The sequence below is a fragment of the Tepidanaerobacter sp. EBM-49 genome, from assembly GCF_001896645.1.
GTDB classification, from domain to species: Bacteria; Bacillota; Thermosediminibacteria; order Thermosediminibacterales; family Tepidanaerobacteraceae; genus Tepidanaerobacter; species Tepidanaerobacter syntrophicus.
Window position 1 is genome coordinate 36814 of the sequence record NZ_MPPE01000035.1, and the last position, 12588, is coordinate 49401.

Below are 12588 nucleotides of genomic sequence, written 5' to 3' on the forward strand. Positions count from 1 at the left end.
TTTAGTGTAAGATAGCGGAGGACTCATATGACAACTAAAATAAAAGTTGAAAATCTTAATTTTTTTTATGGAGAACATCAGGTTTTAAAGAACATTAATATGAATATTGAAGGTAATCAAGTAACTTCATTAATAGGTCCTTCCGGTTGCGGGAAAACTACTTTTTTAAGAAATATCAACAGAATGAATGACCTTATCGAAGAAGCGCGAGCCGAGGGAGCTATTTTTCTTGATAATGAAAATATATTACTAGACACAGTTGACGTCGTGCAATTGAGGAAAAAGGTAGGCATGGTTTTTCAAAGGCCGAACCCGTTTCCTATGAGTATATTCGACAATATTGCTTATGGGCCGAGAATACATGGCATAAAAGACAAACATAAACTTGATAATATCGTGGAACACAGCTTAAAATCTGTGGGATTATGGGATGAAGTCAAGGACAGATTAAAGGATTCTGCCCTTAGGCTGTCCGGCGGTCAGCAACAAAGATTATGCATAGGTCGAGTTCTTGCCGTTGAACCGGAAATAGTCTTAATGGACGAGCCATGCTCGGCACTTGATCCGATATCGACAATGCGCGTGGAAGATTTAATTCTTGATTTAAAAAAAGATTATACAATTATAATAGTAACCCATAATATGCAGCAGGCGGCAAGAATTTCTGATTCTACAGCATTCTTTTTGAGCGGCGAGCTTATAGAATTTGGTCCTACATTAGAGATGTTTCATACCCCAAAAGATAAGCGCACTGAAGATTATATAACAGGCAGATTCGGTTAATATAAAAGATTAAGAGGTGTTTAAAATTGTCAACTTCAAGAGTTTCTCTTGACAAAGAAATGGAAGATCTAAACTGTGATATCCTGCGGATGGGGGCAATTATTGAGCAGCAGATACGGGAAGCGGTAGAATCTCTGACTGCCAAAGATATTAAGATAGCTGAAACAGTCATTGATCGCGATGATGAAGTAGACAGGCTTCAAGAAGTAATCGAAGACAAAAGTATAGAAATGATAATACGCCAGCAACCTATAGCTAAAGATTTGCGAACAATATTTTCTGCAGTAAAGCTTGCAACTGATTTGGAGAGAATTTCCGATATAGCAGTAAATATTGCAAGGATAGCAAAAAGAATAATTGGACAAGAGTATATAAAGCCCCTTGTTGATATTCCTCGGATGGCCAAAATTGCTCAAGACATATTAAGAACATCACTGGATTCTTATGTAAAACGAGACGTAGAAATTGCAAAAAGTATCGTTAGCATGGAAGAAGAAATAGATCATTTATATGCGCGGGTATTTGAAGATTTAATTGCTATAATGACCAAAGATGCTTCTACTGTTCATCAAGGCGTCCAATTAATTATGGTAGCGCGGCAGCTTGAACGAATAGGTGATCACAGCACTAATATCGGAGAAATGGCAGTTTATCTTAAAACGGGTGAAAGAATAAAGCTCAATGACTAATTCTTCAAGGATCTGCAAAGTTTTGGGCTTCAGCTATTTGACCTAATCAGTGATAAAAGTCGCTAACTTCTCTAAGTTAGGTTGCTTATAAGAACCGGATCTTGCATGCAACGGAAATAGATTTTCCGCGCAAAATCCGGTTCTTATAATGAAGTTTAAAGTTATTGCCGGCAAATACTTCGCTTATGCTCAAGATGACACAAAATTTTTTAACAATGATTTGAAATGTTACTTTGACTAGAAACCTTCTTAAAAATAGTATAAAATAGAGTAAAACAAGAACTAGATACGGAGGTTGAATGAATATGAAGTTTTTTATTGATACTGCAAATGTGGATGAGATCCGAGAGGCAGCCGCAACAGGAATTATTTGCGGAGTTACTACAAATCCAACGTTAGTAGCTAAAGAAGGCAGGGATTTTAGGGAAACCATTCTTGAAATTACATCAATAGTTGATGGGCCTATTAGTGCAGAAGTTATCAGTCTAGATGCTGATGGCATGGTAAAAGAAGCCGAAGAAATTGCTGCCTGGCACCCTAATATCGTTATAAAAATTCCGATGACATGGGAAGGCCTAAAAGCAACCAGCAGATTGTCCAAAAAGAATATAAAGACAAATGTTACACTTGTTTTCAACCCAAATCAAGCACTGGCAGCAGCCCGGGCAGGTGCAACTTATGTAAGTCCTTTTATAGGGCGCTTTACCGATATTACCCAAGACGGCATCGAGCTTGTTGCAAACATCTCTGAGATTTTTACTATGTATGATATTCCAACGCAAATAATTGCTGCAAGTATAAGGACTCCAATGGACGTGTTTGAGGCGGCAAGAGCCGGTGCAGATATTGCTACCGTCCCATTTAAAGTTTTACAACAAATGATAAAGCATCCTCTTACAGATACAGGAATAGAGAAATTTTTAGATGATTGGAAAAAAGTTCCTAAGAAATAGAGGGGAAATATATGATGAAGTATGAAGTAACAGTGGTGGATATAGGAGAACTGGCAAAGAAGTTTTTTAATGAGGGAACAGTTGTTTTGTTTAGCAAAAAAGAGATGCCCTTGGAGATGAAAGAGATTTCTGTTATGCATAACGGAGGCAAACTCTATGAAGATATAAAAGCCGGTGACAAACTTTATATCGGCGAAAAAGTTTATACAGTTACAGCAGTTGGAGAAAAAGCTAACAGTAATTTAAGATTAATGGGCCATGTTTGCCTAAAATTTGACAATGAAAAATCTGCAAAAATGCCCGGCTACATACACTTAGAGAGGGATAGCGAGCCTTTCTGTATTGAAATAGGCCAAAAAATTCGTGTAGAAAGCTAGATTCCGTTTATTTCCTAATTATAAAGGAGAGCAAAAATGCTAAATCTTAATTCTAAACTTAAGGAGCTTGAAGAGAAAGGCGGAAAAATAAATATAGGCCTTGTAGGCACAGGCCAAATGGGGCGCGGAATTGTAGACCGAGTATTGCGAATGAGAGGTATGAATATACCAATCATTGCAAATAGAACTATTGAAAAGGCAAGGGAAACCTTTGAGCTTGCCGGAATATCGCCCCAAGATGTTTATGAAGTAAACACTGTATCTCAAGCAGAAAAAGCTATACAGCAGGGCAAATATGCAGTAACTGAGGATTTTGAAATTGTAACCGAGATTTTACCTGTTGATGTAATAATAGAAGCTACCGGTGTTCCCGAGGTAGGAGCAAATACAGCTTTAAAGAGCATCTATAACGGAAAACATGTGGTGATGCTTAATGTAGAAGCAGATGTAACTGTAGGGCCTATTCTCAAAAAAATGGCAGATAGTGCCGGTATAGTCTATACTGGTTCTGCCGGTGACGAACCCGGCGCGATCAAGGAGCTTTTTGATTTTGCAGATTCCATGGGTTTTAAGGTGGTTGCTGCAGGAAAGGGCAAGAACAACCCCCTAAACCGCGAAGCAAATCCGGACAATATGAGACCGGAAGCAGAAACAAGAGGCATCAACCCTCGGATGCTTACTTCTTTTGTAGATGCAACTAATACCATGGTTGAATTAACAGCTGTAGCAAATGCCACCGGTCTTATTCCGTCGTGCAGAGGCCTTGTCGGTCCGACAGGCGCCGTAAAAGATCTTCCGAAAATTTTTTCCCTAAAAGAAGATGGCGGAATTTTAGACAAGTGTGGTGTGGTTGACTTTGTTTTCGGAATAGCTCCCGGCGTCTTTATAGTTGTTACAACAGACAGTCCGGTGACAAAACAGATTATGTCTTATATTTCCTTGGGAGATGGCCCAAATTATGTTTTTTACAGGCCTTATCATCTTGTTTGTGTCGAAACTCCACTTTCAGCAGCAAGGGCGGTTTTATATAAAGAGCCGACAATTTCTCCGATTGGCGCGCCTGTAGCAGAAACAATAACTGTTGCCAAAAAGGATTTAAAAGCCGGAGAACATTTGGATGGAATTGGCGGATATACAGTGTACGGCTTGATTGATACAGCTGAAAATGCAAAGAAAGAAAATGCTTTACCTATTGGTCTGATAAACGAGAATACAGTTCTCAAGCAAGATGTTAAGAAAGGCCAAGCTATATCATATAATATGGTAGAGCTTGAGAATGATTCAACTATTTTGCAATTAAGACGAATTCAAGACAAATTTTTCTAAATTGCAGTAGAAGAAACGAGGTGGATTTAAGTGACCTCTAAAATGAAAGCAGAACTTTTCTGCCTCCATTGCAACAAAGATACTCCACATGAAGTAAACTACGCTGGGAATACATTAAAAAGCATAAAATGCCTAAACTGCGGTAATGAGATCGAAATAAGGCGCGATAAACTACTGGAAAACTATGCAGCAGATTTTATAGACAGAATCCTTACAAAACCTTACCGAATGACGCAGGAGTTGGAACAGGATCTTACCGGGTTTATCCTGTCATTGCCCATCAGAATTATAACAAAACCATATCGCATCGCAAAAGAAGTTGGAGACATTATAAAAGATGAACAAGATAATTGACAAGGAGGCTTACTATGTTAAAGGGAATAGCGGCATCGCCCGGAATCGAAATAGGCAAAGCACATGTTGTAAAACATGAGCAAGTAGTAATTAATACATCGCCTATCAAAAAAGAAGATATAGGCAAAGAGATAAAGAAACTTGAAGATGCACTTACGACAACAAAGCTTCAGCTTGAAAAGATAAAAGAGAAGGCTCAAAAGGAACTCGGCAGCGAAAAAGCCAAGATATTCGATGCACAGCTTATGGTCTTAGAAGATCCGGTCTTCATAAACGAGATAAAGTCTAAGATAGAAAGCGAACTGATAACTGCGGATAATGCCGTATCCCAAGTTGTAAATAGCTATATAGCTGAATTCGGCAGCGCAAAGGATGAATATCTAAAAGAAAGAGCTGCAGATATAAAGGATATAGGGGAGCGACTAATAAAGAATATCTTGGGAATCTCGGTAGATGCCTTCAGCCTTGAACAAGAAGCCATAATCATCGCAAAGGATCTTACGCCATCTGATACAGCCCAAATGGACAAAGAAAAAGTAAAGGCCTTTGCAACAGATATGGGAGGAAGAACATCTCACACAGCCATAATGGCAAGGTCCCTTGAGATACCTGCGGTAGTCGGCTTAAAGGATGCAACCCAAAAGATAAAAACAGGAGATACTGTCATAATAGATGGCAATGAAGGGGCGGTATATGTAAACCCGGACGAGGAGACAGCCAAAAAGTATGAGAAACTAAAGCAGGATTACCTCAATAAAGTAAAAGAGCTAAAACAGCTAAAAGACCTTCCGGCCGAGACATCTGACAATGCAAAAAGAGTAGAGATATCCGCTAATATCGGAACGCCTAAAGATGTAAAAGGGGCTCTTGAAAACGGAGCAGAGGGCGTAGGTCTTTACAGGACAGAATTCCTATATATGGACAGACAGTCCCTTCCCACAGAAGAAGAACAGTTTGATGCCTACAGGCAGGTTGTTGAAAAAATGGCGCCTCGCCCTATTATCATAAGGACTCTTGATATAGGAGGAGACAAGAAGCTGCCCTATCTTAATATGCCTGATGAGCTTAATCCTTTTTTAGGATGGCGTGCTATCAGAATATGTCTTGACAGACCTGATATACTAAAGACTCAGCTTAAAGCCATATTAAGAGCTAGTGCCTATGGTAAGGCAAGGATAATGTATCCCATGATATCCGGAGTAGATGAGGTAAGAAGGGCAAATAAGATTTTAGATGAGGCAAAGGCTGAACTTTACGCGGAAGGCAAAGACTTTGACGAAGATATAGAGGTAGGTATAATGGTAGAGATACCCTCTGCCGCTGTGACCGCAGATATACTTGCAAAAGAAGTGGACTTTTTCAGCATAGGTACAAATGACCTGATTCAGTATACCCTTGCAGTTGACAGAATGAATGAACACATTTCCTACCTTTATGAACCTTTCCATCCTGCGGTACTAAGGCTTATTAAAAATGTAATTGATTCTTCCCATAAAGAAGGTAAATGGACAGGTATGTGCGGTGAGATGGCAGGAGATCCCCTTGCTGCCCCAATACTTCTTGGTATGGGACTTGACGAGTTTTCCATGAGCGCATCTTCTATACCGAAAGTAAAAAAGATAATCCGCTCACTTACTTATGACGAGGCAAAAGAGATAGCTGGAAAAGCCCTTTCTATGAGCGAACCGGCTGATATAAGGGCTATGGTAAAAAAGATAGTAGAAAAAATAGGATAAAGTTTAACCACCCTTTTGGGTGGTTAAACTTATATATAGCTTAAAATATAAATATAAATTGGTATAACAATCATAATCAGTACAGTAGTCATTGCTATCATGATAGCTACGTATTCACTATCAGAGCCGTAAGCTTTAGAGATAATTGCTGCATTTGTCATTACAGGCATTGCTGATTGAATCACAAAGACATCTCTCATTAGTTTTGGCATATAAAAAATTTGTGATAACAGGATGATTGTTGCTGGCCCCACGATAAAGCGCCCTATAAGCAATGCCATCACTTCTTTGTCGAATCTGATATTTTGAATTTTTATAGCGCTTATAGTGATACCGATGAAAATCATCGATAAGGGAGTAGTAAGACCGCCCAAGTTCTTTAATGTATCTAAAAGAAAAGTTGGAAGTCGAACACCTATTAGAATCAAAAAAAGAGCTATAAGCAGTCCTATAAGGGGTGGTGACAAAATCTTATTAAGTGTTTCAATAGAGAAGACGGATTTTGATGAATCAGGTTCATTATATATCGTGCTATCCTTTCTTATCTCGGATACGCCTAGTGTCCAAAAGAAAAAGGTGTTTGCCACATAATAAAATAGGACATATGGCAAACTTTTTTCGCCGAATAAAGCCATATTTACCGGAAGTCCCACAAAAATTGTATTGGAATTAAAAAACATAGAGCGGAATGCGCCTCGTCTTGAAGGGTCAATACCAACTATATAAGCTACTGCAAAACTAATTAAGTAGCAAATAGCCATAGAAATGGCAGGCACAACAAGACCGTAACCTGAGTTTAAAAGTTCTTCTTTAGTAAAATTACTCATCATGTTATATATCATAAGCGCCGGTAAAGATACCTTAATTACAAGGTCTACTAAAAGATTTGATTTATCATCATCAAACCAATGCCTGTAATTTAAAAATGCCCCCACCGACACCATCAATACAATACTTAAAACACTTTCAAAGGCTTTAATAATGCCCAATAAATCACCCCCTTTTTTTACAGATTTTTTCGCTTAAGCCATATCACAAAACCTATTGCTAGTATACATCCTGGCGGTATTATAACTGCCGCATAAAAAATACGATTCATTGCATCACCTGTAAGATTTACAAAAGGCGGTTCATCGTTTTTGGAAGGAATACTAAGCGCATCATCCGAAACTTGCAAAAGCCAGTTTATACTTCCTGCTGCAAAATCCAGGTTCCCGGCAAGACCTATGGATTTTGCGCCCAAAAAAGCTACATCTCCTACGATAACTGCAATAGGCTCACCGATTTCAGAATCAGGAGCTGTAATAGTATTTGGTTCTACTGGCGATTCGTTTTTTGAAGCAGGTTTTTTAGATACTGCATAGGCTAAATGCAGAGGACCTAACACATCTTTTTCATCTAGAGATACTTGAGACTGTTCCAAGTCTGTTTCTCCAAATGCTTGATCGCTTGTAACAAGAAGTGATTTTACCTGCAAGTTTTCGGGAATTTTCTCTAAAGGTGCAAGGCTTCGAGCGTAAGGAAAAACCACCGAGAGTTTTTTATCCAAAAGAGCCTGAGTAACCTCATGCCTTTCTACCATAGGTACAGGACTTAATGGGTCTGAATAAAAGGATCTTTGTGGATCTGTAACAATATCGTCATGTATTTCTACACCAAGACCTGCAATAAGCTCCTTCCAGCCACTCAGTGACACCTTTGGATCAGTAGGTGTAAGGAATATTAATATCTTGCCGCCTGACTGAATATATTTTTCTAAAAGGGCTTTTTCATTGGGCATTAAGTCTTTTTGAGGACCTGCCGATATTAGAAGGTCAGCATCTTCCGGAATTTTCCCTACCACAGGTAAATCCAGTTGCCTTGTTGTATAACCTTCACCTTGTAAAAACGAATTAAAACTATCTAAATCAGATATGGAACTTAATTCACCATGTCCTGAAAGAAAGTAAATTACTGCTTGGTTTTGCTGTTTTAAGTTAAGTATTGCCCGAGTTATAGCTTGTTCGCCATTAAAATTCATTGAATACTGGTTTGCAGAGGGAGAATAAAGATTGTAAGGACTTATTGTTTGCTGATGTTTCGTACCTTCAACAATGATAGTGTTATAGTCTTGAATATTGTATTTTTTAGCAATAGCAGGTTCCTTTTCTGGATCAATAAATTTTACTTCAATTTTATCAGAGGCGAAATCGTACTCCTTCAAAAGATTTTTTATATCTGTTGATATGCTGCTGCCTTCAGCAATAAAGGCAGTAATTTTTATACTTTCATCCAACTGACTTATAACTTCTTTGGTTTTTGAAGAAAGAGTAAAGCGGTGAGATTTCGTAAGGTCCCATCTGTAATGATATTGAGCGCATATAAGATTGACTGCGATAAGTACTATGACCAAAAAGATTGTAATAAAAGTATAATAAACTTTTTTTGAAATTTTATTCATGCCGTTTCCTCCTATGAGCAGGTGCGCCGTGAGATGTTGATCGCTGATAAGGTCAGAGAAACTAATATTATACTTACAAAATATACAAGATGAGATGTATCAATTATTCCTCGCAGAAAATCCATATAGTGTTCTGACATTGAAAGTGTCTTAATAAATGAACTTAATATACCAGAAGTGTTCGAGGAAAGCCAGCTTGACACCCATAAAAGAAGCAAAACCCCGAAACTTAATATACTTGCAACTACCTGACTTGTAGTCAAAGAAGAACATAGCAGGCCAACAGAAATATATGATGCGACAAGAAGAAGGAACCCAATATATGAAACGATTATAATACCGCTGTCAGGAGCCGAAAGAGCAAATAGAATCCCGGGGTAAATCAGAGTAAATGCAGTTATAAAAAGAAAAAACACCAATGAAGCCAAGTATTTACCAATAATCAATTGAAAAACAGAAATAGGCGAAGTAAGCAAAAATTCCATAGTTCCCGCCTGCTCCTCGCCGGCTAAAAGCTTCATGGTCAAAGCAGGAACGGCAAAAATAAGCACTACCCCCAGATTCATAAAGACACCTGTAAGATCCGCTATTCGAGAAACAAATAGGTTTACTGAAAAAAAGTAACCAGCAAGACCTAATATCACAGCGCCGATGACGTATGCAATCGGTGAATAAAATATACTTTTAAGTTCCTTTTTAAATATAGATATTATTGCATTCATTTGGTTTTACTCGCCTCCCGTTGCGGTTTTGCGCTTATTACAGGTTCTTCGGTTACAAGCTGTAAAAAAATATCCTCTAAAGACATAACATAGGATCTCATTTCTAATATTGGAAAATTGTTATTTGCCATTGCGTAAAAAAGTTGTTCGCGCACATCCTTATCCATCTCAGATTCTATAGTATATTCGCATAAGTTATCATTCAATACCTTGCTCACTTCAACGCTTTCTATGCCGGAAAGATTAGAAAGTATCTCCAATATCTTATCATTTGAACCCTTTGCCTGGATTACTACTTTATGATGCCCCATTAGGGATTTGCCCAAGTTTTGCGGCGTATTTTCCGCTATCAAATTTCCCTTATTAATTATGGCTACTCTATGACACAAACTGCTTACCTCAGGCAGTATATGGGAACTTAATATCACAGTTCTTTTTCCGGAAAGGCTTTTTATAAGCTGCCTGATTTCGGTTATTTGCTGAGGGTCAAGGCCTACCGTAGGCTCATCGAGTATCAGCACATCCGGATCTGACACCAATGCCTGAGCAAGGCCTGTTCTTTGCTTGTACCCCCTGGAAAGACGGCCGATTAGGCGATTTTTTACATCCCCGATTCCGACTTCTTCGATTACCTTACTTACTCTCCTGGCTTTTTCTTTACCTTTTAAACCCTTTAGCTCGCCTGCAAAATTTAGGTACTCGTAAACCGTCATATCTTTGTAAATAGGCGGATTTTCCGGCAAATAGCCTATATGTCTTTTGGCTAAGACAGGTTGTTTTGCCATATCAAATCCTGCTACTTTTACAATTCCTGATGTGGGAGCCAGGTATCCTGTAATTATTCGCATTGTAGTTGATTTACCGGCACCATTCGGCCCGAGAAGGCCCAGAATTTCCCCGTTTTTTACAAAAAATGATATATTACTTATGGCAATTTTATTTCCGTACTTTTTTGTTACATTAGACAGCTCAATCAAAATGAACACCTCGCCTAATAACCTAATAAAGAGCATTAAAAATTTATTTTAAAGTACTAAGATATAGTAAAAATTATACCATATTAGGACTCGATTTCAAATTTTATGAAGTAAATAAAATAAAGTTCAGATTTCAACGAAGAAAAAACCGGATATATCACAAATTCATTATTTCTATTTGTTTTATTTCAAGAATCAAGTATAATTATAAAAGGTGATGTGTTTATGTCTTTGCCACAAACTCCAAATCAATTTATATATTCTTATGGCTATTATGGGCTTTTTGCTTTTTTAGTATTAGAGGGCCTGGGCCTTCCTTTACCGGTCCAAATAATATTTATGGCTACTGCATATCTTATACGCATCGGAGCAATGTCGACCTGCAGTGTAATTATTATTTCTACTTTCGGCAACTTATTTGGTAATATTATTGCATATTATATAGGCTACCGCGGCGGCGAGCGGATTTTTGAAAAGTTGAACAAATTTTTAAAAATAAGTAAAGAAGATATAACAAAGATCAAAAAGTGGTTTGAAAAATATGGGAGCATTACAAATTTAGTTAGCAGGTGGGTAGGAATTACAAGGACACCCGCAATATGGGTAGCCGGCGTTTTTAAGATAAATTTTTTATCATATACATTGTTTTCATTTATCGGCGATTTAGTATGGACGATTTTTTGGGTTGCATTATTTAACACAGCCAGCCCATACTTACACTGGCTTTTTACGTTTTTCTCACAGTACAGCCTTCTTTTTTTGATTCTGATATTTATTGCCGTATACTTATCTTGGCATTGGTTTTACAAGATATTCAAGCAAAAAAGTACTTGAAAATACATGTTTACCTTGTGAAATAGGTTATTTGGGTATATAATTGTTATGTATTTAAAATTTAGCATTCTAGGGCAGGAACTGCCCGAAGTTAAGCCTGTGGAGAACGCATGAGACCTATTTGCTAGGTATGTTCTGAGAAGCAGGAAGCCAGCCACTTTCATAATTGGCGGCAGTTCACCAGGTGCCGCAAGGTTAAAAGGGAATCAGGTTAAAATCCTGAGCGGTCCCGCCACTGTAATCGGGGATAAACTGTTATGCCACTGGGAAACCGGGAAGGCGCAGCTAAAATGATCCGAGAGCCAGGAAACCTGCCTGTGAGTGAAGTACGAGCCTTCGGAAGAAAGGGATGTACTAGAAAGCATTGGCAAAAACACCCCGGTTTTCGAAAAAGAAGGCCGGGTTATTTTTTTAGAAGGGGTAAAGATGAAAATGAAAAACAAATCAAAAATTATATTAACAATCTTTATTATTTCTTTATTTATACTGACAGCGTGCAGCAATAAGACAGCGGCACCTTCCACAGACTCAAAAGAAGCAAAAAATTTCGAAGAATTCCCACTTACTATAGAAGACCAAATGGGAAGAAAAGTTACTATTGAAAAGCAACCTGAAAGAATAGTATCGCTTGCACCTAGCAATACCGAGATACTGTTTAATTTAGAGCTCGGTGATAAGATTGTGGGGGTTACCGATTTTTGCGACTATCCTGAAGAAGCTAAGACGAAGGAAAAAATAGGCGGATTTTCAGAACCTAATATTGAAAAAATAATTTCACTGCAACCTGATATAGTTTTTGCTACAAACATGCATCAAAAACCGGTGGAAGAACTGGAAAAATTAGGTATTCCGGCCGTGGTTTTGGATCCGAAGGATTTTGATGATATGTTGGCAAGCGTCGAAATTATGGGAAGAGCAACAGGCCAAAGTGAAAAAGCTGCCAAGATAGTAAATGACTTAAAAGCCAGAATGGAAGATATAGAAAATAAAACAGCAAAACTTACAGAGGATCGCAGACCCAAAGTTTACTATGAGATATGGCCTTCTCCTATTACTACGGCAGGCCCGGGAACTTTTGTAAATGATATAATACAAAAGGCAGGCGGTATAAATATCGCAGGCGATGCAAAAAAATCCTACCCTGAGTATAGCGTAGAAATGATTGTAGCAAAAAATCCGGATATAATTATATTTTCTCACCACGGCTCAAGTAACCAGTCTGTAGAAGATATACTTTCCAGGCAAGGCTGGGAAAATGTAAATGCCATAAAAAATAAGAAAGTGTTTTATATTGATGAGAATTTAGTTCAAAGAGCTACACCCAGGCTTGTAGACGGTTTGGAAGAGATGGCAAAAATAATTCATCCAGAGCTCTTTAAATAATGTTTGCAACGTCG

General features: G+C 38.1%; 13 protein-coding genes and 1 riboswitch. Of the genes, 9 read left to right on the forward strand and 4 right to left on the reverse strand.

What is annotated here, in order from left to right; translation table 11 throughout:
- Positions 1 to 27: 27 nt before the first annotated feature.
- The 7 genes from pstB (at position 28) to ptsP (ending at position 6218) form a co-directional block, all read left to right on the forward strand.
- A complete protein-coding gene (gene pstB, locus BUE08_RS05525) occupies positions 28 to 783 on the forward strand; it encodes a phosphate ABC transporter ATP-binding protein PstB (protein WP_059033331.1) in 756 nt (251 codons plus the stop codon).
- A gap of 26 nt (positions 784 to 809) precedes the next feature.
- The gene (gene phoU, locus BUE08_RS05530; protein WP_238142691.1) at positions 810 to 1472 is read left to right on the forward strand and encodes a phosphate signaling complex protein PhoU; all 663 of its coding nucleotides are present in this window, start codon (positions 810 to 812) and stop codon (positions 1470 to 1472) included.
- Between the two features lie 305 nt (positions 1473 to 1777).
- Entirely contained in the window at positions 1778 to 2425 is a 648-nt protein-coding gene (fsa, locus tag BUE08_RS05535) for a fructose-6-phosphate aldolase (RefSeq protein ID WP_059033333.1), read from the forward strand.
- Positions 2426 to 2436: 11 nt separating this feature from the next.
- The gene (locus BUE08_RS05540) at positions 2437 to 2802 is read left to right on the forward strand and encodes a PTS glucitol/sorbitol transporter subunit IIA (RefSeq protein ID WP_059033335.1); all 366 of its coding nucleotides are present in this window, start codon (positions 2437 to 2439) and stop codon (positions 2800 to 2802) included.
- 36 nt (positions 2803 to 2838) lie between these two features.
- On the forward strand, positions 2839 to 4128 hold the full coding sequence (locus BUE08_RS05545) for an NAD(P)H-dependent oxidoreductase (protein ID WP_059033337.1): 1290 nt from the start codon (positions 2839 to 2841) through the stop codon (positions 4126 to 4128).
- Between the two features lie 30 nt (positions 4129 to 4158).
- Positions 4159 to 4482, forward strand: coding sequence for a bh protein (locus BUE08_RS05550; RefSeq protein WP_213950949.1), 324 nt, complete (start codon positions 4159 to 4161; stop codon positions 4480 to 4482).
- 14 nt (positions 4483 to 4496) lie between these two features.
- Positions 4497 to 6218 carry a phosphoenolpyruvate--protein phosphotransferase gene (gene ptsP / locus BUE08_RS05555; RefSeq protein ID WP_273039136.1) on the forward strand — a complete coding sequence of 574 codons (1722 nt, stop codon included), beginning with the start codon at positions 4497 to 4499 and terminating at the stop codon, positions 6216 to 6218.
- Between the two features lie 29 nt (positions 6219 to 6247).
- On the opposite strand, the gene BUE08_RS05560 is transcribed toward ptsP, so the two are convergent.
- The 4 genes from BUE08_RS05560 to BUE08_RS05575 are packed head-to-tail and all read right to left on the reverse strand — an operon-like array spanning position 6248 to position 10357.
- Positions 6248 to 7207, reverse strand: coding sequence for an AEC family transporter (locus BUE08_RS05560; protein WP_286680533.1), 960 nt, complete (start codon positions 7205 to 7207; stop codon positions 6248 to 6250).
- 17 nt (positions 7208 to 7224) lie between these two features.
- Positions 7225 to 8658: a GldG family protein gene (locus BUE08_RS05565; protein ID WP_286680534.1), complete on the reverse strand. Its 1434-nt coding sequence runs from the start codon at positions 8656 to 8658 to the stop codon at positions 7225 to 7227.
- Between the two features lie 11 nt (positions 8659 to 8669).
- A complete protein-coding gene (locus BUE08_RS05570) occupies positions 8670 to 9380 on the reverse strand; it encodes an ABC transporter permease (RefSeq protein ID WP_281795762.1) in 711 nt (236 codons plus the stop codon).
- On the reverse strand, positions 9377 to 10357 hold the full coding sequence (locus BUE08_RS05575; RefSeq protein ID WP_213996850.1) for an ABC transporter ATP-binding protein: 981 nt from the start codon (positions 10355 to 10357) through the stop codon (positions 9377 to 9379). The genes BUE08_RS05570 and BUE08_RS05575 overlap by 4 nt, the downstream gene beginning before the upstream one ends.
- A 225-nt stretch (positions 10358 to 10582) precedes the next feature.
- On the opposite strand from BUE08_RS05575, the gene BUE08_RS05580 reads away from it, so the two are divergent.
- Positions 10583 to 11191, forward strand: coding sequence for a DedA family protein (locus BUE08_RS05580; protein ID WP_213950952.1), 609 nt, complete (start codon positions 10583 to 10585; stop codon positions 11189 to 11191).
- 168 nt (positions 11192 to 11359) lie between these two features.
- Positions 11360 to 11524, forward strand: a riboswitch (cobalamin riboswitch).
- On the forward strand, positions 11513 to 12574 hold the full coding sequence (locus BUE08_RS05585) for an ABC transporter substrate-binding protein (protein WP_286680535.1): 1062 nt from the start codon (positions 11513 to 11515) through the stop codon (positions 12572 to 12574). Its footprint overlaps the riboswitch before it by 12 nt.
- Positions 12575 to 12588 lie beyond the last annotated feature (14 nt).